The sequence below is a fragment of the Variovorax sp. CCNWLW186 genome (assembly GCF_037203865.1).
Lineage (GTDB): Bacteria > Pseudomonadota > Gammaproteobacteria > Burkholderiales > Burkholderiaceae_C > Variovorax.
The window spans coordinates 1-21,593 of the sequence record NZ_JBBCBO010000008.1 but is presented as its reverse complement, the minus strand read 5'-3'; the positions used below and the strand labels follow the sequence as shown (position 1 = coordinate 21,593).

General features: G+C 63.5%; 21 protein-coding genes. 11 read left to right on the top strand and 10 right to left on the bottom strand.

The genetic code is table 11. The annotated features are described in order from the left end of the window. Nucleotides 1-29: 29 nt before the first annotated feature. Nucleotides 30-1,439, top strand: a complete 1,410-nt coding sequence (locus V9K97_RS11860; RefSeq protein ID WP_337318217.1) for an MFS transporter — start codon at nucleotides 30-32, stop codon at nucleotides 1,437-1,439. 38 nt (nucleotides 1,440-1,477) lie between these two features. Further along, complete coding sequence (locus tag V9K97_RS11855) at nucleotides 1,478-2,161, top strand: DsbA family oxidoreductase (RefSeq protein WP_337318215.1); 684 nt, start codon at nucleotides 1,478-1,480, stop codon at nucleotides 2,159-2,161. Here V9K97_RS11855 and V9K97_RS11850 read toward each other — a convergent pair. Further along, nucleotides 2,151-3,083: a LysR substrate-binding domain-containing protein gene (locus tag V9K97_RS11850; RefSeq protein WP_337318214.1), complete on the bottom strand. Its 933-nt coding sequence runs from the start codon at nucleotides 3,081-3,083 to the stop codon at nucleotides 2,151-2,153. The two genes, V9K97_RS11855 and V9K97_RS11850, sit on opposite strands and share 11 nt — an antisense overlap. Before the next feature lie 149 nt (nucleotides 3,084-3,232). Here V9K97_RS11850 and V9K97_RS11845 point away from each other — a divergent pair, with 149 nt between their 5' ends. Beyond that, the gene (locus V9K97_RS11845; RefSeq protein ID WP_337296275.1) at nucleotides 3,233-3,628 is read left to right on the top strand and encodes a RidA family protein; all 396 of its coding nucleotides are present in this window, start codon (nucleotides 3,233-3,235) and stop codon (nucleotides 3,626-3,628) included. A gap of 30 nt (nucleotides 3,629-3,658) precedes the next feature. Here the strand turns inward: V9K97_RS11845 and V9K97_RS11840 are convergent, their stop codons facing one another. Then, nucleotides 3,659-4,255: an NAD(P)H-dependent oxidoreductase gene (locus V9K97_RS11840; protein WP_337318212.1), complete on the bottom strand. Its 597-nt coding sequence runs from the start codon at nucleotides 4,253-4,255 to the stop codon at nucleotides 3,659-3,661. Between the two features lie 97 nt (nucleotides 4,256-4,352). Between V9K97_RS11840 and V9K97_RS11835 the strand changes: the two genes are divergently transcribed. After that, nucleotides 4,353-5,024: a TetR/AcrR family transcriptional regulator gene (locus V9K97_RS11835; RefSeq protein WP_337318211.1), complete on the top strand. Its 672-nt coding sequence runs from the start codon at nucleotides 4,353-4,355 to the stop codon at nucleotides 5,022-5,024. Here the strand turns inward: V9K97_RS11835 and V9K97_RS11830 are convergent. Further along, nucleotides 5,021-5,896 carry a LysR family transcriptional regulator gene (locus V9K97_RS11830; RefSeq protein ID WP_337318209.1) on the bottom strand — a complete coding sequence of 292 codons (876 nt, stop codon included), beginning with the start codon at nucleotides 5,894-5,896 and terminating at the stop codon, nucleotides 5,021-5,023. The genes V9K97_RS11835 and V9K97_RS11830 overlap by 4 nt on opposite strands. 103 nt (nucleotides 5,897-5,999) lie before the next feature. Here V9K97_RS11830 and V9K97_RS11825 point away from each other — a divergent pair, with 103 nt between their 5' ends. The 5 genes from V9K97_RS11825 (at nucleotide 6,000) to V9K97_RS11805 (ending at nucleotide 11,631) form a co-directional block, all read left to right on the top strand. Further along, entirely contained in the window at nucleotides 6,000-6,929 is a 930-nt protein-coding gene (locus V9K97_RS11825; protein ID WP_337318207.1) for an NADP-dependent oxidoreductase, read from the top strand. Nucleotides 6,930-6,995: 66 nt separating this feature from the next. Beyond that, nucleotides 6,996-7,865 (top strand): NmrA family NAD(P)-binding protein, encoded by an 870-nt coding sequence (locus V9K97_RS11820; RefSeq protein ID WP_337318205.1) that lies wholly within the window; start codon nucleotides 6,996-6,998, stop codon nucleotides 7,863-7,865. A 291-nt stretch (nucleotides 7,866-8,156) separates the two neighbouring features. Further along, entirely contained in the window at nucleotides 8,157-10,097 is a 1,941-nt protein-coding gene (locus V9K97_RS11815; RefSeq protein ID WP_337318203.1) for an aspartyl protease family protein, read from the top strand. A 584-nt stretch (nucleotides 10,098-10,681) separates the two neighbouring features. Continuing rightward, nucleotides 10,682-11,020: an antibiotic biosynthesis monooxygenase family protein gene (locus V9K97_RS11810; protein WP_337318201.1), complete on the top strand. Its 339-nt coding sequence runs from the start codon at nucleotides 10,682-10,684 to the stop codon at nucleotides 11,018-11,020. Between the two features lie 131 nt (nucleotides 11,021-11,151). Next, on the top strand, nucleotides 11,152-11,631 hold the full coding sequence (locus V9K97_RS11805; protein WP_337318199.1) for a shikimate kinase: 480 nt from the start codon (nucleotides 11,152-11,154) through the stop codon (nucleotides 11,629-11,631). Nucleotides 11,632-11,766: 135 nt separating this feature from the next. On the opposite strand, the gene V9K97_RS11800 is transcribed toward V9K97_RS11805, so the two are convergent. From V9K97_RS11800 to V9K97_RS11775, 6 genes are all read right to left on the bottom strand, one after another. Further along, a complete protein-coding gene (locus V9K97_RS11800; RefSeq protein WP_337318197.1) occupies nucleotides 11,767-12,456 on the bottom strand; it encodes a hypothetical protein in 690 nt (229 codons plus the stop codon). Nucleotides 12,457-12,535: 79 nt separating this feature from the next. Next, a complete protein-coding gene (locus V9K97_RS11795; RefSeq protein WP_337318195.1) occupies nucleotides 12,536-12,796 on the bottom strand; it encodes a hypothetical protein in 261 nt (86 codons plus the stop codon). 98 nt (nucleotides 12,797-12,894) lie between these two features. After that, a complete protein-coding gene (locus tag V9K97_RS11790; protein WP_337318194.1) occupies nucleotides 12,895-13,227 on the bottom strand; it encodes a hypothetical protein in 333 nt (110 codons plus the stop codon). Nucleotides 13,228-13,876: 649 nt separating this feature from the next. Next, on the bottom strand, nucleotides 13,877-14,554 hold the full coding sequence (locus V9K97_RS11785) for a tetratricopeptide repeat protein (protein ID WP_337318192.1): 678 nt from the start codon (nucleotides 14,552-14,554) through the stop codon (nucleotides 13,877-13,879). Nucleotides 14,555-14,715: 161 nt separating this feature from the next. Continuing rightward, nucleotides 14,716-15,183 (bottom strand): hypothetical protein, encoded by a 468-nt coding sequence (locus V9K97_RS11780; RefSeq protein ID WP_337318190.1) that lies wholly within the window; start codon nucleotides 15,181-15,183, stop codon nucleotides 14,716-14,718. A 104-nt stretch (nucleotides 15,184-15,287) separates the two neighbouring features. Next, nucleotides 15,288-15,644: a hypothetical protein gene (locus V9K97_RS11775; RefSeq protein WP_337318188.1), complete on the bottom strand. Its 357-nt coding sequence runs from the start codon at nucleotides 15,642-15,644 to the stop codon at nucleotides 15,288-15,290. A 333-nt stretch (nucleotides 15,645-15,977) separates the two neighbouring features. On the opposite strand from V9K97_RS11775, the gene arr reads away from it, so the two are divergent. Together arr and V9K97_RS11765 are read left to right on the top strand one after the other, a co-directional pair. Beyond that, the gene (arr, locus tag V9K97_RS11770) at nucleotides 15,978-16,373 is read left to right on the top strand and encodes an NAD(+)--rifampin ADP-ribosyltransferase (protein WP_337297911.1); all 396 of its coding nucleotides are present in this window, start codon (nucleotides 15,978-15,980) and stop codon (nucleotides 16,371-16,373) included. 547 nt (nucleotides 16,374-16,920) lie between these two features. Beyond that, complete coding sequence (locus V9K97_RS11765) at nucleotides 16,921-20,937, top strand: autotransporter outer membrane beta-barrel domain-containing protein (protein WP_337318186.1); 4,017 nt, start codon at nucleotides 16,921-16,923, stop codon at nucleotides 20,935-20,937. A 353-nt stretch (nucleotides 20,938-21,290) separates the two neighbouring features. Here the strand turns inward: V9K97_RS11765 and V9K97_RS11760 are convergent, their stop codons facing one another. Then, nucleotides 21,291-21,428, bottom strand: a complete 138-nt coding sequence (locus V9K97_RS11760; RefSeq protein WP_337318184.1) for a hypothetical protein — start codon at nucleotides 21,426-21,428, stop codon at nucleotides 21,291-21,293. Nucleotides 21,429-21,593: the final 165 nt, after the last annotated feature.

The following is a 21,593-nucleotide window of genomic DNA, read 5'->3' as shown; positions in this document are numbered from 1 at the left end:
GTTTCTTCTAGTCAACCCGGAGACAAACCATGGCAAACACCACGGCCCAAGAGCCGAAAGGCAAGCACCAGTCGAAGAAGGCCACCGCCAGCGGCTGGATCGGCTCGGCGCTGGAGTACTACGACTTCTTCATCTACGCCACCGCGGCGGCGCTGATCTTTCCGCAGATCTTCTTTCCCAAGGGCGACCCGCAGATCGCGATCATCGCGTCGCTCGCAACCTACGGCGTGGGCTATGTGGCACGGCCGATCGGCGCACTGCTGCTGGGCCACTGGGGCGACACGCACGGCCGCAAGACCGTGCTGATTCTCTGCATGTTCCTCATGGGCTTTTCGACCATTGCCGTCGGCCTGTTGCCGACGTATGACCAGGTCGGCTTGTGGGCGCCTGCGATGCTGGTGGTGCTCCGGCTGATCCAGGGCTTTGCGGTGGCCGGCGAAATTTCAGGCGCGAGCTCGATGATCCTGGAGCACGCGCCGTTCGGACGCCGCGGCTTCTTTGCGAGCTTTACGCTGCAGGGCGTGCAGGCCGGCCAGATCATGGCGGCCGCCGTGTTCTTGCCGCTCGCGCACTACATGGACAAGGACGCCTTCAACTCCTGGGGCTGGCGCATTCCGTTCCTGCTGAGCTTCATCGTCATCGTGGCCGGCTACATCATCCGCAAGGAAGTGGACGAGACGCCCGCCTTCACCGAAGTGGAGAAGAGCGCGACCGTGCCCAAGGCGCCGGTGATCCAGGCCGTGACCGAGAGCTGGGGCGACATGCTGCGCGTGCTGCTGTGCTCGCTCATGAACGTGATTCCGGTGGTTGCCACCATCTTCGGCGCGGCCTATGCGGTGCAGCCGGGCTACGGCATCAACTTCGAGAAAGACATCTATCTGTGGATTCCGGTCATGGGCAACATCCTGGCCGTGATCGTGATTCCGTTCGTGGGCAACCTGTCGGACAAAGTCGGCCGGCGCCTGCCGATCGTCGTCGGCGCCCTTGGTTCGGGCCTGCTGTCGTTCGGCTACCTGTACGCCATCAGCATCCACAACGTGCCGCTGGCCATCGTGATGTCGCTCCTGATGTGGGGCGTGGTCTACCAGGGCTACAACGCCGTGTTCCCGAGCTTCTATCCGGAGATGTTCCCCACGCGCACCCGCGTCTCGGGCATGGCCATTTCGCAGAACATCGGCACCGCGATCACGGCGCTGTTGCCGGCGCTGTTCGTGGCTGTTGCGCCTCCCGGTGCCGCCAACATCCCGCTTACCGTGGGTGCCATCACGCTGGCGATCTGCGCCATTGCCGCCGTCTCGGCCTGGAGCGCCCGCGAAACCTACCGCGTGCATATGAACGACCTCGGCAAGCCTGACGCAGTTCCGGTCGAGAAGACCGAGTACGACCGGCTGCGCGAACAAACGCTGGTGAACGCACGCATGGCCAAGGCAACCGCCTGAAGACCTTGCGCGCACCAAGGGAGTCGGCGCCATGAAGAATGGCGCCCATGACCTCCCATCTGAAGATCGATTTTGTTTCCGACGTGTCTTGCCCCTGGTGCGCCGTCGGCCTGGGTTCGCTCGAGGCGGCGCTCCGGCGCCTGGCGCCGGACGTCACGGCCGAGCTGCATTTCCAGCCCTTCGAGCTGAACCCGCAGATGCCCATCGAAGGCCAGGACACCTTCGAGCACCTGAACCAGAAGTACGGCTCCACGCGCGAACAGCAAGCGCAGGCGCGCGAAATGATTCGCCAGCGCGGGGCTGAGGTGGGCTTCGAGTTCAGCCCCGAAGGCCGCCCTCGCGTCTACAACACCTTCAACGCCCACCGGCTGCTGCACTGGGCCGAGCTCGAAAGCCCGGCCAAGCAGGCCGCGCTGAAGAAGCTGCTGCTCAAGGCCTACTTCACCGACAGGCAAAACCCGTCGGACCTCGAGGTGCTGGTGCGCGCGGCCACGGAGGCGGGCCTCGATGCGGCGCGTGCGCGCGAAATCCTGGCAAGCGACGAGTACGCAAACGAGACCCGCGAGCGCGAACGCATGTACACCGATGCCGGCATCCACTCGGTGCCCGCGATCATCATCAACGATCACCACCTGATTTCGGGCGGGCAGCCGGTCGAGGTGTTCGAGCGGGCGCTGCGTCAGATTGCGGGTGCGCAGCCCAGCACGGTCGTCACGGCCTGAGCTGCCTCCGGGCTTCGACAGGCGCGTGCTGCGCCATCAGCTCGGCGATCCAATCGATGAACACGCGTAGCTTGGCGCTGACGTGCCGGTTCGGCGGAAACGCCACATACAACGGCATCGAGTCGAGTTGCCAGCCATCGAAAAGCCGCACCAGCTCGCCGCCCGCCAAGTGCCCCTTGGCCATGTAGTCCGGCAGCCAGAGAATCCCCAGCCCGGCAAGCCCCGCCGCGAGGTAGGCATTGCCGTCGTCCACCGACAGCACGTAGCGGCCCTGCACCTCGATGCGCTCTTCGCCCAGCCGCATGGCATACGGAAAAGTCTTGCCGCTGCGCGACCACAAGAAGCCCACGATGCGGTGGTGCGTGTTTTCCAGCTCGCGCGGGTGCAGCGGCGTGCCGGCAAGTTCCAGGTAGCGCGGCGCCGCATAGACGCCCAGCCGCAGGTCGCCCACGCGTCGCGCCATCAGCGACCGGTCGGTGAGCTCGCCGCCGCGCACCACGCAGTCCACGTTGTCGCCGATCACATCCACCATGCGGTCGCTCACGCCCATGTCGAGCTGGATGTCGGGGTAGCGGGCATGGAACGCCGGCAAGGCCGGCACCAGGATCATGCGGGCCAGCGGGCTTGGCACGTCCACCCGCAAGTGGCCGCGCGGCAACGCCGAGGCACTCGAGAGGCTGGTTTCCGCGTCGTCCATGTCGGCCAGCAGGCGCACCACGCGCTCGTAGTAGGCGGCACCATCGGCCGTGACGCTGAGCTTGCGCGTGGTGCGGTTGAGCAGCTTCACGCGCAGCCTTGCTTCCAACTGCTGCACCAGCTGCGTCACGGTGGTCTTGCTCATGTTCAGCGTGTCGGCCGCTTTGGTGAAGCTGCCTGCTTCCACCACGCGCGCGAATGCGTGCATCGCATCGAAGCGGTCCATGTCTGTTCCTGCTGGTTCGAAGATTGTTTGAGTTTGCCAAACAATGATTGTTGGCTTTGCCTGTTTATCCGATGAGCCCGGATCCCTAAAGTCGCTTGATCGTGATGACGGGCCGGCGACGGCTCATTCGAGAAAGAAGGAAGCAATCCATGGCTCAACGCGACGTCGTTTTTCCGCCCGGGCGCCAGGCGCTCTATGAAAAGAACCGCTATTCGCCGGCCGTTCGGTCCAACGGCTTCCTGTTCGTTTCAGGCCAGGTCGGCAGCCGCCCCGACGGCTCGCCGGAACCCGACCTGGAGGCGCAGGTACGGCTTGCCTTCGAGAACCTGAACGCCATTCTGGCGGCCGCGGGCTGCACGTTCGACGACGTGGTCGATGTGACCGTCTTCGTCGTCGACCCGGAAGCGAACTTCGAAAAGATCTGGAAGGTGGTGCCGGAGTACTGGGGCAATGCGCCGCACCCGACGCTCACCGGCATCGGCGTGACGTGGCTCTATGGCTTCAAGTTCGAGATCAAGGTGATTGCGAAGCTTCCTGAAGCCTGATGCGATGGCCAGGACTCCCTGGCTTTCAGCTCAAGCGGCAACGGCCGAGAAAAGCCCGCGCCCCAGGTCGCGCGCGGCTTCCAGTTGAACGGTGCGGTCCGGCCGGTCGGACTCGAGCAGGAACTCCGACTTCACCACGCGTGCGCCGCAGTAGCCGAAGATGCCATGGTCGATCTGCGTCTTCATCGCATCGAAGTAGCCATGCCGGTCGTAGGTTCCAGGGTCGGCGCCGCCAATGGCGACGAGGTGCACCGGCAAGTGACCCAGGCGCTTGACGAGCTTGCCGTTGCGCTCGTCGTAGGCCCATCCGTTCGCGAACACGCGGTCGATCCAGCCCTTGAGCAGCCCCGGGAAGGACCACCAGTACACCGGATACACCAGCACAAGCGCATCGGCGCGGTCGATTCTTTGCTGTTCACGCGTCACGTCGGCATCGGGCGGCGCCTGCTTCCTGTGGGCGGCATGGTCGCCCGCGCTAAAGCGCGGATCGAAACCCTCTGCTGCAAGGTCGGCAATTTCCGCCGTGTGGCCGTCGTCGGCAAGCGCGACACCTTCCGCGAGCTTGCGTGCGACGTGGTGGGTGAGCGATTCCGGACTCGGGTGTGCGACAACGATGAGCGCATGCATGCGTGACATTCCTTTCATGCTTCTTGAGGTTGAAGAGGGCTGCTACAGTTGCAACCTACGTTTAGTATATTGATTAACCTACCTTTGGTACATAACCATGACCAAGCACGGGGTTAAAGAGGCACGCGCCACATCAGCCGACACCGATGAACCCAAGCGACGCCGCCTCTCGCGGCAAGACCGCTACCGCCAGCTCATCGAAGTGGCGTGGCGCATCGTGCGCGAATCGGGCACCGATGCCTTGACGCTCGGCTCGCTCGCCGAGCAGGCGGGCATCGCCAAGCCGGTGGTGTATGACCATTTCGCGACGCGCAATGGGCTGCTGGCCGCGCTCTACGGCGAGTTCGACATGCAGCAGAACGCGCTGATCGATGCCGCAATCGAGAACAGCGAACCGACCCTGGCCGGACGCGCATCGGTGATTGCCGGCTCGTATGTCGATTGCGTGCTCGCGCAAGGGCGCGAGTTGCCCGGCGTGAGCGCGGCGCTAGCGGGCTCTCCCGAACTCGAGAGCCTCAAGCGCGAATCGGAAGCGGCCTTTTTGCAGAAGTGCCGCGCGCTGCTGGCACCGTTTGCTCCCGGCAAGGACATCGGCGTGGCCGGGCTGCGCGCCATGCTGGGAGCGGCCGAGGCCTTGTCGTACGCGGCGGCCATGGACGAGATCTCCGCGTCGCAGGCCAAGGAGGAACTGCTCGAGACCATCCTGGGAATGGTGTCGCGGCAGAAGCGGCCGGCCGCGCGTCGCGCCGCGAGCCGACCGGTCTCCTAGCCGTTCAGCACGAGCGACTCCTGCGGATACTGCTCGCACATGAAGTCGACGAACGCGCGCACCTTCGGCGCAGGAAGCCGCCTGGACGTATGCAGCACCCAGAGCGCGACCTCCGCACCCGAAACCATGCCCCACTGAACCAGTTCTCCGCGCGTCAGCTGGTTCCACGCGATGGACTGCGGCATGAGGGCGGCGCCTGCGCCCGCGACCGCAGCATCGCGAATCATCAGGAACGAGGAAAGCCTCAGCCTTGGAATCGGCTCGATCACAAGGCGCCCGTCGTCGAGCGTCCAGTTTCCGCCTTGAAAGTTTGTTGAAACGATGCCGGGAACGGCGCTGACCTTGCCTGGCTTTGGCGCCGTCACGGAAGGCGCGGCCACCACCACCAGCCGGTCCTTGGCGAAGCACCGGCCCACCAGGCTGCTGTCGGGGCTCGGATTGATGCGGATCGCGGCGTCGAACTGCTCCTCGACGAGGTCGACCAGCCGATCGTCCGCCACCACCTCGCACGTCACCTCAGGGTAGGCCGCGCAGAACCCGGCCGAAATGCGGCCCATCGCAAGCTGGGAGAACAGCACCGGCGAGGCGATGCGCAAGCGTCCGCGCGGTACCGACAAACCTTCGCGTGCGGAAGTCATCGCGTCGGCCACCTCGTGCATCGGCCCTTCGGTGCGATCCATCAGCAACTGGCCGGCTTCCGTGAGCTTGAGCCCGCGGGCGCTGCGCTCGATGAGCCGCACACCGAGCTGCTCTTCCAGGTCCGCGATGCGTCGTGAAAGCGTCGCCTTCGATCTGCCGCTGGCGCGGCTTGCTTTTCCGAGGCCGCCGTTCGTTGCGACGAGCGCGAAGTCGCTCAGTGCGTTCAGGTCCATGGTGTTTCGAAATTGAGACGAGGTGTCTTCATTTTCGGGTCTTCGTTTTATCAATGCAACGACCTATCTTCTCCTCATCGCAACTTCGAAATGAGGAATTGAAATGACCACCACTCAACGTGCTGTGCTGATCCGGGCCTATGGCGGTGCCGCAGAGGTCGCCGAAATCACGAGGCCCTTGGCAGGGCAGGGCCAGGTTCTGGTCCGCGTTCGGGCCGCCGGCGTGAACGGCATCGACTGGAAAGTTCGTGACGGCTTGGTCCGGCAGGCTTTTCCGTTGCAACTGCCCGCGGTGCTTGGTATAGAGCTTGCGGGTGTTGTCGAGGCGGTTGGCCCCGGCGCTTCGCGCTTTCGTGTGGGCGATCGCGTCATGGGGCCGCTTGGCGGCCTCGGTGCCTATGCCGACTTCGTAGCGGTCGACGAGGCGAACCTGGTGCGCACGCCGCACGGCCTGGACGACGTTCATGCGGCCGCCATTCCGGTCGCGGGCGTTGCAGCTTGGCAGAGCCTGCACCACGCAGGACCGATCGGCGCAGGCCAGCGGATCCTGATTCACGGTGCAGCGGGAGGGTTGGGCGGCTATGCCGTGCAGTACGCCAAGCGGGTGGGCGCCGAAGTCTTCGCAACCGCGTCGGCCGCGCACCTCGACCATGTGCGCAGCCTGGGCGCGGACCACGTCATCGACTACCGGGCTCAACGCTTCGAGTCGGTCGCGCAGGACATCGACCTGGTGCTCGACTACGTCGGCGGCGAAATGCTCGACCGCTCGTGGCAGGTGTTGAAGAAGGAGGGCGCGATCGTCGGCACCTCGTCGCCCGACATCCTTGCACGCACGCCGCCCGGCCGCCGCGGACTGTGGTTCATGAACAAGCCGGACGCCGACCTGCTGGAGCGGCTGGCGGCGGAGATCGCCGAAGGCACGCTGATCTCGAAGCTCGGCGAAGTCGTCGGCTTCGCCGACATCCCGGCGGCCATTGAACGCAACCGCACCGACCCTCGCATCGGCAAGGTGGTTGCGGACTTCTCGCGCTGATCGATCCCTTTATTCCCTTTTACCCACTTACCCCTTACCCCTTACCCCTTACCCCTGGAGATTTTCATGAGCATTCTCGTCACCGGTGCCACCGGCACCATCGGTTCCCTCGTCGTCCAAGGCCTGGCCAGCGCCGGCGCCCAGGTCAGGGCATTCGTTCGCACACCCGGAAAGCAAAGCTTTCCAACGGGCGTCAAGGAGGTCGTCGGCGACCTGACCGGCGTGCCCTCATTGCGCGCGGCACTGTCGTCGGTGCGCACACTGTTTCTGCTGAACGCCGTCACTCCAGACGAAGTGACGCAAGCCTTGGTCGCGCTGAACCTGGCGCGCGAGGCCGGCATCGAGCGCGTTGTCTACCTGTCGGTCATCCATGCGGACAAGTTCACCAACGTGCCGCACTTCACCGGCAAACACACCGTCGAGCGAATGATCGAAAGCCTCGACATTCCCGCGACCATTCTTCGGCCGGCCTACTTCATGCAGAACGAGCGCATGGTCCAGCAGGTGATCCAGGGCTACGGCGTCTACCCGATGCCGATCGGCTCCACCGGCGTGGCCATGATCGATGCGCGAGACATTGCGGATGCCGCCATCGCCGAATTGCTGCGCCGCGACCACGCGCCCGCGCCGCTGCCGCGCGCAACGCTGGAACTGGTCGGGCCCGAGTTGCTGACAGGAGAGTCGGTGGCCAAGATCTGGAGTGCCGCGCTGGGCCGCGACGTGGCTTACGGCGGCGATGACGTGGCCGCCTTCGAAGCACAGATGGCAGGGCAGGGGCCGTCGTGGCTTGCCTACGACATGCGCCTCATGATGGCCGGGATTCAGAAGTTTGGCATGCAGGGGGCCGACGGCGCAGTGGAACGCCTGCAGGCCGTCATCGGGCATCCGCTGCGCAAGTACGGCGACTTCGTGAACGAGTCGATTGCTGCGTCGTGAGCTGCGCTTCGCGTGCGCAGTCCCGAATGTTGTATGCCGGAGTTACTGCAGGTAACATCCACGTCGCACCATAGAAACAGCCACTGAGCGGGTGCGTAAAAAGAATAGAAGCGGCGGTACTCCTCCCGGGAGACGCCTCGGGCAGTCGAGGATCAGGGCGGTACCGAGAAAATCCGGGCGCGCCCTATTGGAGGGAATCCGGATGCGAACTTGGGAGAAGGGGCTTGATTGGATTGGTGTCGCCACCCTCGGGATGGGCGCACTTGCCTTGGCGCTATCCAGGGAGCGGGAATGAACTCGCAGCAAGTTGGTTCGATGGTGCCGCTGTTGCTGTTCATCGCGCTCGTGGCGGGCTGCGTATGGCTCACCCGCCGGTCGGCACGCCAGAGGGCGGTTCAAGGCGAGCCGCTCTACGGAACAAAAGGCTGGCTCGGCTTCTTTCTGGTCACGGCGTTCGTCCTTGGTCCCCTGATGAGCATCGGGACGCAATTCAGGACCTTTGCGGATGTTGAAGCACGCACGCCCGCAGTCCTCGAGCTTGCGGGCTACGTGCCTTACAAGGCCTTCTGCTGGTGCCTGCTGCTGGGCGTCATCGTTTGGAAGGTATGGATGGCCAACCGGCTCCGCACGAGGTACGAGCCAGAGAGCGTGGCGCATGCCAAGCTCTTTCTGGTTCTCAGTCCGTTCGTCGTCTATCTCGGCGACGTGGGAGCGGGCTGGGCCTTCCTCAGCGTCAATGCGACTGGCGAGGAGATGGGACGCACCGTCCGCGGCTTTATCTCCAGCTTTCTCTGGTACCTGTACTTCACGAAGTCCGAGCGAGTGAAGAACACGTATTTCGGTGCAAAGCAGAGCTCCAGTTCCCAGTCGTTCGAACCCGGACGCCCGCGGGTACGAAATCTGAAAGGGCTCGAGCAGCGCCGCGAGCCGGTGTTTGCAGACGTTCCGATGGCGGCGCCGGACGCGGCAGGAGCGGCGGCTCTACCCAACATCGAGCCGGACTTCGTCAGGCTTGACCGGTTGCGCGGGCGCACCGCCGGCGCGCCTCTGTGGACCTGCGCGGTCGTGCTGTCCGTGGCACTGGTGTGGTTCAGCCTGGCCTTCCACCTGCCCGAGCGGGCCTCCCTCGGCTACGCACTCGGAATTGGACTCGGCGCAATGCTGATTCCGGTGGTGGTGGTCGCCGTCTTCTCGCTCTGGACCGCCTATCCGAGTCAACGAAAGAACCTGCAGGTCTTTGTCGGGTGCTGCGCGGTGCTGCTCGCAACCTCCAGCGCGAGTTCGCTTTGGACCCGTGGCTACGTGGAGCGTTGGTTCAACAAAGGCAACCTGAGCGCAGAAGATTTCAGGTCGCAGGCAAACAAATGCGCGCAGTTGCGCGACTTGCGATGCCAGGAATCAAGCTGGCGCGAATACGTGCGCCTTCGGCCTGAGGATTCCGTAGGCATCGCTCGCCTCGGCTTCGTGTTGAATGAGCGCGACAAGCACGAAGAAGCCATAGTCCAGCTCAAAAAGTCGATCGATCTCGGAGCAGGGGCGTACGACCTCTTTGCCTACTACGCGGACAGCCACGAAAAACTCGGCCGCACCGGCGATGCCATCGAATGGTCATACAAGGCGCTTTCCGTGGCGCCGAGCCTGGTCGACGTCAGAGGCCGTCTGGCTGGCCTGCTGCTCAAAACCCATCGCCCCTACGAGGCTCTGTCGCTGCTGCAGGCTTACGACAGCCAGTTGGAGGCCAAGGGAATGCGGCCGTACTTCGCGGCGCAACGGATCTCGATCGAGACGGCCATTGACAAGGCCGAGCCCGAGAAGAACGAGGAGCGCATGGCGCTGCGCCTTCCGATGTTTGCGGGCCACTTCTTTGCGCCCGTGACGCTCGGCCCGGGCAAGCCGAAGCCTTTCATGGTCGACACCGGCGCAAGCCTCACCAGCCTGAGCGAAGCGTTGCTGCGCGACTCCAAGGCGGTGTACCGGGTGGTCGACCCCAAGATCCAGATGACCGTGGCCGATGGCCGCAAGGTCGAAGCCAAGGCAGTGGTGGTTGAATCCATCAAGGTCGGTCCCTTCGAGCTGAAGAACGTCCCCGCGGTTGTCTGCACCGATTGTGTTTCGCTCTTGGGCCAGGCCAGTCTTTCGAAGTTCGACATGCAGTCCGTCCGTGCCCAGGGTGTCGACTTCCTGCTGCTTGCTCATCGCGGAACGCCTCAACCGCAACCCCCAAGCAACTAAGAGCAGGTTCTTCTCAGCGAGCGCAAAAGCGCAAACCTCATGACTCCTCAGCAGATCGCTGGCACTGGGGCTTTTTCTTGTTCTCAAGGCTCAGGTTGTCGCTAGACATTTGCTGAGCGATCCGCAAGCGTCCGAAAAATCAGATTCATAAAAGCTTCATCGTCGATGCGTTGTTCCCGTCATTGGCGGATTGAATGCGACCGGTCCACTGGTCACGCATATGAAACGAACTGGCGAACAGGCGAATGCCGCACTAGAACCAACATTGCCAGGTACAGCAGGCAAGATGCTGCTGTACGCGGCCTGCGAGGTTCAGGTCCGCGGCAAGCCGCCGGGACAGTAGGCGGCGTTGGAATCGGGGTAATGGTGTCGTTGAGCGACCACGTACCGGATGAAATTTAAGACCGTGTGCTAGTGCTGTGCTTGGCGGCGGCCGGCTGGCACCGAAAGTTGTCCTATCTCTACGGACTTCTGGCCTCGGCCATGCGCGGCCGTCCAGCGCCGAGGCCGAATTCGGTCCGGCGCTGCCGACCGTCTTCTATGAGTTAAGCAATACTTCTTTCCCACACGCGGAGAAGCTTCACATGACCACGATTGCTGAGAACACGGGATTTGTCACGCTCATCAACGTCTTTTCGGTCGAGCCTGCGAATCAACAGGAACTCCTCACCCTGCTCGCGCGCGCCACCGATACATCCGTGCGCCACGTGCCGGGCTTCGTCTCCGCCGCCCTTCATGGCAGCGTCGACGGTACAAAAATCGCGATGTACGCGCAATGGCAAAGTGCCGAGCACTACCAAGCAATGCGCTCGAATCCGGTCGCCTCCCCATATTTGGAACAGGCACTCGCCTTAGCTAAGTTCGACCCAGGGATGTACGAAGTGGTGAAAGTCTTCTCTGCGCCTACAGCCGACGGCGGTTGATTCGCAGCTTGCGGCCAGAACCCGACTTTCGAGTGGCTGGCTTTCTAACCATTTTCAGCAGCATGAAACTTGTTTTTGTCCATGGCCCCGTCGCTTCTGGAAAGCTGACCATTGCGAAGGAGCTCGGGCGCATGACCGGCTACGCCGTCTTCCACAACCACTTGGTGGTTGATGCCGTGGCAGCGGTGTTCCCTTTCGGAACCGAGCAGTTTGTGAGGCTGCGCGAAAAAATGTGGCTCGACATGATGCGCGAGGCGGCAATGGCTAAGCGCTCTCTCATCTTCACGTTTGCGCCAGAGCCGACGGTCGTCGAAGGCTTCGACAGGCGGGTGGTGGAGAGCGTGAGGGCCGCCGGTGGCAGTACCCATTTTGTTCAACTGACCGTTCCTGCAGCCGTACAAGAGGAACGTCTTACGGCACCGAGCCGGACTGCTTTTGGAAAGCTTCAGTCGGTGGACCTTCTGCGTGAATTGCGCACGCAGTTTGAAGCGTCCGAGCGGTTGATGCCGAAAGCGGAAGTAGTCATTGATACCTCCGCTCTCGGCCCTGCGGAGGCCGCGCGCGCGATTGCCGAAACATTGGGTTTGCCACTCCTGCCAACTCCTCACTAGTCGCGGCTATTTGGGACAATGAGGCGTCGGCTCAACGGGAGGTCACACCGAGCGTCCGCTCCCCGGCAGGCTGAAGGTCAGCAGTGGGCCCATACCGGCTGTACAGTTTTCTCCAAAGCTGACCGTCGATGCGGCTTAGAGGTATTCCCGTAAGAGTGGGTTGGCTTGGTACAACGGCGCAATGACTTTCGAATTGCCATCGACCACAACCATGTCGTGCGCGTGATGCAGCCCGTTGTGCACCCGCACGTGAGGCGGCAAACTCCACGCTCTCCCGGCGAGCGTCTTCAACTCGGCTTCGAGCGCGGAGGAAATCAGGATGGAAAGACCGTCATTGCTTTGCTCAGGAAGACTTGAGTGCAGATGAGGAAACTCCGGACTCACGAGCGAATAGCCGCATCCGAAGCGAGGCATGAGGAAGTGTTCCGAGCGAAGAGCCGGCGCTGCGTAATACGACCAAAATTCCTTCGGTACGACGATATACAGGGTGTTGGACCAATACGGTTCGGACTCAACTGTCGATAGATGCTCGACGTAGAAGCTCTTGCCCTGGAGGTACACCGCCTTGAAGGCGGCGTTCTGAGGTTGGGCAAAAACTCTTCCGATTGCTTTGCCTTTCCAGGTCTTCTCAACAATGTCCAAGAATGCATTGTTGAAATACACCGGAAACATGACGTGATCGATTTGAAGCTGCATTGCGTTTCTGGTCTCAGCGACAGGGTGGCTCTGTTCGGCAGCCTTAAGTAAATGGCTCGACAGGCCGGTACTCGCAAGAGCCATGTAGGTAGCAAGTCGTCGTCGCGTCAATGGTTGAACCTTCATCATCCCCGAGTGTTCTGAAGTTGTGGAGGGGCACCGTGAACGGCCGGTTCTGGCCGGATTTTGACGTACGAACCCCGCACCTTCAGCGAGCCCGCTTTCGGTGGTGCCATGACGCCCACAGCAGCCCGGCAAGCTGGAGCGACAAGGAGATGCCCACCAGCGCGTATCCGGCAAGGAGAACCAAGCGAAACCGGCGCGGCTCAACGCTGAGCTTCTGGCCGTAGATGGTCGCGTGTAGCCACGTCGCAATCTCCGGCAGCCAGTGCAGCACAACCAGAACGATTGCTAGGCAGGCGGACGTCTTGAAGAAGAATGGAAAGTCTGGCTTTGGGTACATTGGCATCGCGGGAGCCTCGGATGAAAATTCTGGCGCGGGCTCGAACGTCGGCTTGTGGCCGAATGTAGCCTCGCGCCAGGCTGGGCGCGTGAGAGTGGAAAGAGCTACGAGCGCCAAGTGCCTTCACCAGCGTGCAGCAGCGCAAAGGAATGGGGATGGACCAAAAAGCCATACAGTTTTCCTCCCCCCGAGAGCGGCTCCGGCATCTTGTCGGCTGTGTAATAGCTGACCACCAAAACTGAATCTGCATCCGCGAGCGCAGCTTGCAGTGCGACGCGCTCTTCGTCAGTCAGGCGCGCACGCTCAATGAGGCTCTTTTGAGAGCTGAAGATATCGCTCTCACAGTACACGTGGGCCGAAGCCTCTACCCAAAGCGGGTGTTCCGAGACAACGCTTCTCGCTCTATCCGCGTCAGACGGGCTCACGTCTTGGCTCATGTCCGCTCCTTCGGTTAAATGTCCGGTCCTGGCCGGAAGACGACTGACCTATGCTGCTGCGGAACCGCTCCTCACAAGGCACTCCAAGAGGAGGAGCGCCTCTTCCGAGTTGAGAGCCCTCGAACGATGCGCCGTGCTTCGCGCGCTTCTGCCGGTAGAGCGGTGTGTCAGCCTTACGCAACTTTCTGCGTGGTGGATCATATTGCTGCCCACCACAAACTCATGCCTGAAGTATTCGGTCAAGATGTCCTCCGGATCTAGGGCGAAATTTTCCGGTGAGACTCCTCTTATCACCCATATCGACGCGCCCTGAGGGCCGGTCGCTTCAATCTCCTTGGGCAGGCGCTGGATGGTTTCAGCTGGCAACTGGTCGCAGATCTTCAGGACGACGCTGGAGAGATTGCCGGTGGCTGAAGCGTCTTCCTCATCGATGATCTCGACAGATCGCGCGTCAATCGCCGCCCGTCGGCAAGCTTGGAGAACGCCTGCCGTCCAGTGCCCGCGATGGGCGTTGGATGCTCGGACGAAGAGGTACGCTTCAGGAAGTCGAACTCGATACGGCATATCGCAATATAGGCGAGCCTGGGCATTCTGCAGCTTCGGTGAAGGTCCGCTGCTGGCCGAATGTAGCCGGTCGCGCTACCCTCCCTTATTGGCTTGCCTCTTCCAGGCGCTGCGCGATAGCTTGATGCACCGCAGATTTTTCTGGATCGACTGGATAACCGTGACTCCCATGGCGATAAAACGTCGCAAGATATCTGTGGGCCGATGCCAAGCCGCCCTCTGCAGATGAGGCAATCCACTTGGCTCCCGCAAGATTGACTCCGGGATCATCGTCCAGGATGAGCTGAGCTCCAACGAGGCATTGGCTGAGCGGATCGCCAGCCTGCGCAGGTGCCAACAAAAGGTCGATCGCGTCCGACTCATTCTTCGAGACGGATTCGGTATGCCCGCTCATCATCAGCATCCCCAGCAAGGCCATCGCAGGCAGGTTTCCCTCCTGAACGAGATCGCGAAGCATTGCTACGCCTCGTTGTGGCTGGCGCTCCATCTGCCTGCCGCTTATCAGGTGCGCCGCCAGCGCCGATTTTGCGTCTTGCGAGCCACCGTTTGCAGCGACCTTGCACCACTCGAAGGCGAGCTTTTCGTCCTTTTGTCCGGTAAGGCCGGCTGAAAGGACGACGGACAGCACGCATTGAGCTACGACGTCGCCTTCTTGCGCAGAGCGTAGGCACATTGCTTGCGCGTCGGCAGACTGTTCAGGCAGAGAGAAGCCTTGCGCGCACAAATACGAGACTGCATGCTCTCGCGACATCGCATTCTTCATAGCTGCTGCCTTGTAGTTAACTCGCACGAAACATTGCGGTCTCGTTGGTGCGGCTCACAGGTGCGCTTGGGCGCCGGTTTCGAATGTTTGCATTTGGCCGACTGTAGCCGGTCGCGCCACCGTGGCCCGAAGCCCGGCTCAAAAGCGGACGTTCGGGGACGCTAGGATTTTGGCTCAACTGACCTATCGTAGGCATCCAGCAACTGCTGAAGTGACGCTCGCTGGTCCGCATCTATGTCGCTTGTTTGATCGACCACCAAACCAGTAATCAGGTGGTACTCGGTTTCATCTCGGATGACGCCGCGTTTGACGATGCGCTTGAACACTGTCGAGTAGCGGCGCCGGACCTCTGAAACGGTCAAAATCCCGCGCTCGCTCAACACCTCGTCCAATGCTGCGATTCCTTCCGCTGATCGGCCACTCAAGTCTTCGACGATGTCATTGGCGGCCTGACGGAGTCCCGTCAGTGCTTTTGACTTGCCGAACTTGCGAACCATGTCAGCGCACACTGATGCCATGCTCAGGTCCGGCGGCGCCTCAACCTTAGATACATGCGTCATGTAGAACTCGACGAAGGCATAAAGCTCGCCGAATTCGCGCTCACGTTCGATTGAGAGTGGTCTTGGCATTGATGAAGTGCGGTCGTACTTCCGGTTCTGGCCGACTGTAGCCTCACGGCCGGTCGGCGCAGAGGAGTTCGAAGCCGCCCGTCGCGTTTCTAGTTAGCGGTCGCTCAATGGACGTCGCCGGCCCCAGAAGCGGTGTAACTCGCGAACGGACCGGTGCACAGGAACTCGCTATCCAACCGGTGCACGACGTTGGCTTGATTGGGAAAGTGATCGACGAAATCAGGCCACGACGCTTGGATAAAAGTATCCCAAGAGGTTGGGTCGATAAGGTGGATCTTTCCGTCGGCGATATCGATGAATTCGAACCCCTGACGAGAACGGTGAGACACGGCAAGAGCTGCGGCAGTTTCGTGATCCTGCGCACCAACGAAGACCGGGACGTATGCGCCGGCGAGATCGGCGGGCATCTCAGTGTTTTCGCCACGGCGAACATGAATGTTGATGCGATAGAGCTTCAGCATAGGGCTGGGATCACGAGATCGTCGGAAAGAAAACATTTTGGTGGTGGCTGTGAAGGTCCGGTTTTGGCCGGATCCGGCTGTTGGTCGCATTCTGCACGTGCCCGCCGTGCCACGCCTGGCCGCAGCGCCGATCGGGCGACCCGCCGCGCTGGCCGACGAAAGCGCAATGGCGCGTTGACGAAAGATGAGTGTCGTTCCGCAGACAGCGTTCGGCACGCGGATGCCGCGATCTGCGGCCGCCGCACCTGCGATGAGGCGGTGCCGGGGTGCGTGCCGATGGATCGAAGCGGGGCGTAGGCCGACGCCCTCGGTGAAAGAGACCTGCGTTCCTCTATGACAGTGTTGGACTCGGGACCGTTCTTTCACGGCACGAAGGCGGATCTGCGCGTGGGCGATCTGCTCACCGCGGGATTCACGTCCAACTACAAGGACGGCCTCGTGATGAATCACATCTACTTTACAGCGCCGAGCAAGGGCGCCGGCTTGGCCGCTGAGATTGCGAAGGGCCCCGGCAAGCCACGGGTCTATGTCGTCGAGCCGACCGGCGAATTCGAGAACGATCCCAACGTGACGGACAAGAAGTTTCCTGGAAATCCGACGCGCTCATACAGAAGTCGGCATCCGTTGAAAGTCATCGGTGAGATCGATTCCTGGGAGACCTTCGATGCCGAGTTCATTCGGGAACTGCGGCGCCGTGTGCAGGAGGGCATGGGGGAAATCATCAACTAAGTCCAACGTGACTGGAAGAGCCTGCACAGCCACCGTGTGCGCGCACTGCTCGCCATCATCCTGCAACGCATGTGAGTGGATGGCGGGGGAATGAGTCCCTGTGTGTCTTCTGACGTGTGCACAAGGAGCGTCACGAAGCCGCGAAATGCGAGTTCTGAGCACCAGAGCACTGGATGAGTTTGGCGAGCCAGCCGCCTTCGACGTGGCAATACGGCATGTTTCTACACAGCCTTGGCCCTTTGCAGACATAGACATCGGCAAATAGCAGCCGCTCGGTACCTGCTGGTGCCGAGCGCGGAAGTGCACGCTGCGACAGGCGCAGATATAGCTGGCAGCGCCCACCACGTCGAAGTCCGCCGGGTAGGCGACGCCCTTGCTTTGAAGAGGAGTTTGGGCAGGGGCAGCAGGTTGGCCTTGGCGTCTTAGGGGCAAACGATCTCCCGCAGCAGAAACGGCGGCGATGTCTATTACTACTTTCGGGTAGTTGAATCGTCTGTTGCAAATGTTACATTGCGCCGTTTTTGCGCATTTGTCGAGGATCGTCGGAATGAACCGTACTTATCGCGTTGTGTGGAACGGCGTGTTGGGTGTCTGGCAGGCCGTGTCGGAGCTTGCTGCATCGCCTGCGCGGCGCTCGACAGTCGAAGGAAGCCGCAAAGCGAAGCGGCTCGCGGCGGCCGCGTGCCTGCTCACGCTGGTCGCCGTGTCCGGCGGTGCCTGGGCTCAGGCTGCGGGCGGCGAGACCTTCGTCGGCCTTGGCGGCACAGGCGGCCAGGGCGGCGCAGGCAACGGCAGCGGCGGCGGCGGCGGCCGCCTCGGCGAGTTCCCCGAGACCAACGGCCTGGCTCCGTCGGGCGGCACGGGGGGCGATGGCGGCATCGGCGGGGGCGGGCTCGGCGGAACGGGCGGTGCCGTGGGGGCGACCAGCGTGGCCGGCTCGGTCACGGGGGGCTCGGGAACCGACGGCACGCCCGATGGGGATCCGGTCTACGGCGGTGGCGCCGGCGGTGGCGGCGGTGCTGCCGTGTACACATCCGACACGGGCATCACCGTGTCCGGCAGCACCATCCTGCGGGGCGGCAATGGCGGTGCCGGCAGCGTCGCGCGGCTGGCCGGCGGCGGTGGCGGTGGCGGCGCGGGCCTGCAGTCCACGGCGGCCGGCGTCAACCTGAACAATGTGGGGCAGACGATCGGCGGCAACGGCGGCGCGGGTGGTGTTGGCCAATGGGCCGGCGGCGGCGGTGGTGGCGGCGACGGCATCGTGCTGCAAGGCGGCGGCGCGACCGTCGCCAACAGCGGCGCGTCCGTCGGCGGTGCCGGAGGCATCGGCACCGTCAGCGGCGGGTTCACCGGGACGTCGTCATTCGGCGGCGAGGGCGGCGCGGGCCTCGCGCTGGAGTCCAGCAACAACTCGGTTTCCAACACCGGCTCGCTGACGGGGGGCGCGGGCGGTGCCGGCGGCATCGCCGTGCGTTTCGGCGTGGGTGGTGCGGCGCTGCGCGTTCGGGGTGACTCGAACACCATCGTCAACACGGGGACGCTGACGGCCGGCATGAGCGGCGACGGTGCCACGCGCGGCGACGCGGTACGGATCACCGGCAACGACAACCGGCTCGAACTGCGTGCCGGCTCGACGATCACCGGCCTGCTGAGGGTGGTTTCCGGCACCGGCAACGTGCTGAGGCTGGCGGGCGACACGACCAACGGGACCACTTCGCTCGACGCCGGCACCTACAGCGGCTTCGCGCGCTACGAAAAGACCGGTGCCAGCACCTGGACGCTGACCGGCATCAACACCGGCCTGACGCCCTGGTCCGTGCGTGGCGGCGCGCTCTCCATCGCCGACGATCGTGCGCTCGGCAATTCGAGCGGTGGGCTCACGCTCGACGGCGGCGCGCTGAACGTCACCGGCGACACCACCGCCACCCGCACGGTCGCACTGGGCCCGGGAGGTGGCACCTTCGATGTGAACCTGGTCCGTACGCTGACGCTGAACGGTGAAGTCTCGGGCGACGGAGCGCTCCTGAAGACCGGCCAAGGCACGCTGGTGCTGGGCGCGGCCAATGCGTACACGGGCGGCACCTCGGTGGCAGCGGGCAGCCTGCAGGCGCTGGCGACCGGCGCGCTCGGCACCGGGCCGGTGTCGGTGGCCGGCAACGCCTCGCTGCTTTTTGGCGGCAATGCCGACGCGGGCGGATTGACGATCACCGCCGCCGAGCGCGGGCCCCTGCCGACGGACAACGCCGGCTTCGTGCAGTTCGGCGGCAGCAGCTCGGCCGGGAATGCCCGCCTCGTGATGAACAGGGATGCGTCGGCCGAGTTCAGGGACAACGCCTCCGCCGGCAACGCCGTCATCGAAAATCGCGGCGGACTGACGAACATCGTGTCCAACGCCACGGCCGGCAGCGCGCGCATCACCAACTTCGCCGGCGGCCAGATCAATCTGCTGGACGACGCCAGTGCGGGCCAGGCGACCTTCATCAACGAAAGCGGCGGCCTGATCGACATCTTCGGCCGCGCGACCGCCGATCAGGCCACCGTGGTCAACAACGCGGGCGGACGCCTGCGCATCCGTTCGCTGACGGCGGCGGGAATCTCCATCGGCTCGCTGTCCGGCGCGGGGGATGTGATCCTCGGCGCCAAGACGCTGAGCACGGGCGGACTCAACGGCGACACCGAAGTCTCGGGCGTGATTTCGGGCACCGGCGGCTCGCTGGTGAAGGTGGGCACAGGCACGCTCACGCTCTCGGGCGCGAACACCTACACGGGCGGCACCGCGCTCAAGCAGGGCCGGCTCAACCTCGGCCATAGCCAGGCGCTGGGCACCGGCGCGCTCGCGATGGACGATGGCACCACCCTGGGCTTCAGCGCCGACGGGCTGACGATCGCCAACGCGATCCAGCTCACGGGCAACAACGATCCGGTCATCGACACCGGTGCCTTCAACGCGACCCTGAGCGGGGCGATCAGCGGCGGCGGCTTCATCACCAAGGAAGGCACGGGCACGCTGACGCTGTCCGGCGCCAACAACTACACCGGCGCCACCAACATCGCGCAGGGCACGCTCAGGGCGGGCGCCGCCAACACCTTCAGCGCGGCCTCCGCCCACAGCGTGGCCTCGGGCGCCACGCTGGACCTCGCAGGCTTCAGCCAGACAGTGGCCTCGCTGGCCAACAGCGGTACCCTCTCGCTCGTGGGCGCAACCGCGGGCACCACGCTCACGGTCACGGGCGCGTACGTCGGGAACAACGGCGTGCTCAGGCTCGGCACCGTGCTCAACGGCACGGGACCGTCCGACCGCCTGGTGCTCGACGGCGCTACGGCATCCGCAAGCGGCCGGACCACGGTGCAGATCGCCAACCTCGGCGGCCTGGGGGCGCTCACCAGCGGCAACGGCATCGAGGTGGTCACCACGAGCAACGGTGCTACCACGACGGCCCAGACCACCAAGGACGCGTTCAGCCTGGCCAACGGCCACGTGGATGCCGGCGCCTACGAATACCGCCTCTACGCGGCCGACGCGAACGGCGCCGGCGAGAGCTGGTACCTGCGGTCGAGCACGATCGCATCACCCGCGGCTCCCACGCCGGTGATCACCTACCGCGCCGAAGCCTCGCTCTATTCCGCGCTCCCCGGCCAGCTGCGCCAGGGAAGCCTCGCGATGCTCGGCGACCTGCGCAAGCGCGTGGGCGACGACGATGTGAAGGGCACCACGACCACTCCGACCGGCTCAGATCGCCGCGCCTGGGGCCGCGTTCTGTCCACCGACGTCGACATCCAGCAAGGCGGTGCGGTATCGCCCACCAGCAAGGGCCGCCTCACCGGCTTCCAGGCCGGTACCGACCTGCTGGCCATGCCCAACTGGCGCGCGGGCCTCTACGTCGGCCAGCTCGATGGCGACGCCAGCGTGCGCGGCTTCGCCAGCGGCATCCTGAACCTGGCCGTGGGCCGCAACGACCTGCGCAGCCAGTACCTGGGCGTCTACGGCACCTACACCAGCGTTAGCGGTTTTTACGCCGATGTCGTGGTGCAGTCGGGCCGCCATCGCTACTCGGTCGAGCCTCTGGCGAGCCTGGGCGTGAGCGGCAAGGGCAACAGCCTGCTGAGCTCCATCGAGGTGGGGCAGTCCTTCGCGCTGGGCGGCGGCGGCTGGCGCGTCGAGCCGCAGCTGCAGCTGATCCATCAGCACATGGATCTGAACAACTCCGCCATCGTCGGCGCCGTCGTCCAGCCTCAGGCCGACAGCGGCTGGATCGCCCGCGCGGGCGTGCGGGTCAAGGGCGAGATCGCGACGGGCGTCGGCATGCTGCAGCCCTACGGCCGCTTCAACGTCTACCGGACGTCCAGCGGCGCGGACATCGCCCGCTTCGTGAACGGCGCGACCACCACCGACATCTCCGCGCCGACCGGCGGCACGAGCACCGAACTCGCGGGCGGTTTCACGCTCGCACTGGGCCAGTCGACCAGCCTCTACGGCGAAGTCGGCAGGCTCTGGGCGAGCGGCGGCAACGCCAGGGTGAAGAGCTCGATCAATGGATCGCTGGGTGTTCGGGTGAAGTGGTGAGGCTCTGCAGTTGGGCGACCACAGCCGCCTGGCCTTTATGCAGATGTGCTGTACGTGGCGTACAGAGCATCCTTGCCGTCTCTTCGGGGGCCCGCAGATCCAGTAGTGCTCGCCTGTCTCAACGTCGAAGTAATTCGACTTGAATCCGTTCCCCTTGAGGCAACGAAAAAGCCAAGCCTACGTAGTACAGCGTCGCCCCGGACTTCGAGCAGGTAAGTCGGCCGATGCGAGCTGGTCCTGTCAGACCACCCGACTTCGCTTCAATGTACATGATGCGGCTCTTCATAAAGTTGTGCTCTCGTGAAAAGTGGGAGGTCGGTGGGAATGGCCGGTCTTGGCCGACTGCAGCCTGTCTAGTTCTCAACCGTTATGTGCCGGTATCTCAGCGCGAGATCGCTCTCGACGGCCTGCTGGCAGGCCATGCCGCGCATGCGGAAGATGCCCAGTTCCAGCCGAGGAATGGAGAGGCCGTGAATGGTCAAGGATTGCATCTATTCTTGCTCGTTGATGTAAGGAGCTCAGGCGCTTGCCAAGCCGGTGTAGAGGCCGCGCTCAAAAGCACCGACTAGTTCGACCATTCGCGCGTCGTAGAACGGCAGCAGTTGCGTGAATACCGCACCGGTCACTTTCTTGACCGGGTCGACCCAGAAGTAGCA

What these genes read in the sequence shown, in the direction of transcription:
- V9K97_RS11860 (WP_337318217.1), top strand. Translation starts at nt 30, where the DNA reads ATGGCAAACACCACGGCCCAAGAGCCGAAAGGCAAGCACCAGTCGAAG.
- V9K97_RS11855 (WP_337318215.1), top strand. Translation starts at nt 1,478, where the DNA reads ATGGCGCCCATGACCTCCCATCTGAAGATCGATTTTGTTTCCGACGTG.
- V9K97_RS11850 (WP_337318214.1), bottom strand. Translation starts at nt 3,083, where the DNA reads ATGGACCGCTTCGATGCGATGCACGCATTCGCGCGCGTGGTGGAAGCA.
- V9K97_RS11845 (WP_337296275.1), top strand. Translation starts at nt 3,233, where the DNA reads ATGGCTCAACGCGACGTCGTTTTTCCGCCCGGGCGCCAGGCGCTCTAT.
- V9K97_RS11840 (WP_337318212.1), bottom strand. Translation starts at nt 4,255, where the DNA reads ATGCATGCGCTCATCGTTGTCGCACACCCGAGTCCGGAATCGCTCACC.
- V9K97_RS11835 (WP_337318211.1), top strand. Translation starts at nt 4,353, where the DNA reads ATGACCAAGCACGGGGTTAAAGAGGCACGCGCCACATCAGCCGACACC.
- V9K97_RS11830 (WP_337318209.1), bottom strand. Translation starts at nt 5,896, where the DNA reads ATGGACCTGAACGCACTGAGCGACTTCGCGCTCGTCGCAACGAACGGC.
- V9K97_RS11825 (WP_337318207.1), top strand. Translation starts at nt 6,000, where the DNA reads ATGACCACCACTCAACGTGCTGTGCTGATCCGGGCCTATGGCGGTGCC.
- V9K97_RS11820 (WP_337318205.1), top strand. Translation starts at nt 6,996, where the DNA reads ATGAGCATTCTCGTCACCGGTGCCACCGGCACCATCGGTTCCCTCGTC.
- V9K97_RS11815 (WP_337318203.1), top strand. Translation starts at nt 8,157, where the DNA reads ATGAACTCGCAGCAAGTTGGTTCGATGGTGCCGCTGTTGCTGTTCATC.
- V9K97_RS11810 (WP_337318201.1), top strand. Translation starts at nt 10,682, where the DNA reads ATGACCACGATTGCTGAGAACACGGGATTTGTCACGCTCATCAACGTC.
- V9K97_RS11805 (WP_337318199.1), top strand. Translation starts at nt 11,152, where the DNA reads ATGACCGGCTACGCCGTCTTCCACAACCACTTGGTGGTTGATGCCGTG.
- V9K97_RS11800 (WP_337318197.1), bottom strand. Translation starts at nt 12,456, where the DNA reads ATGATGAAGGTTCAACCATTGACGCGACGACGACTTGCTACCTACATG.
- V9K97_RS11795 (WP_337318195.1), bottom strand. Translation starts at nt 12,796, where the DNA reads ATGCCAATGTACCCAAAGCCAGACTTTCCATTCTTCTTCAAGACGTCC.
- V9K97_RS11790 (WP_337318194.1), bottom strand. Translation starts at nt 13,227, where the DNA reads ATGAGCCAAGACGTGAGCCCGTCTGACGCGGATAGAGCGAGAAGCGTT.
- V9K97_RS11785 (WP_337318192.1), bottom strand. Translation starts at nt 14,554, where the DNA reads ATGAAGAATGCGATGTCGCGAGAGCATGCAGTCTCGTATTTGTGCGCG.
- V9K97_RS11780 (WP_337318190.1), bottom strand. Translation starts at nt 15,183, where the DNA reads ATGCCAAGACCACTCTCAATCGAACGTGAGCGCGAATTCGGCGAGCTT.
- V9K97_RS11775 (WP_337318188.1), bottom strand. Translation starts at nt 15,644, where the DNA reads ATGCTGAAGCTCTATCGCATCAACATTCATGTTCGCCGTGGCGAAAAC.
- arr (WP_337297911.1), top strand. Translation starts at nt 15,978, where the DNA reads ATGACAGTGTTGGACTCGGGACCGTTCTTTCACGGCACGAAGGCGGAT.
- V9K97_RS11765 (WP_337318186.1), top strand. Translation starts at nt 16,921, where the DNA reads ATGAACCGTACTTATCGCGTTGTGTGGAACGGCGTGTTGGGTGTCTGG.
- V9K97_RS11760 (WP_337318184.1), bottom strand. Translation starts at nt 21,428, where the DNA reads ATGCAATCCTTGACCATTCACGGCCTCTCCATTCCTCGGCTGGAACTG.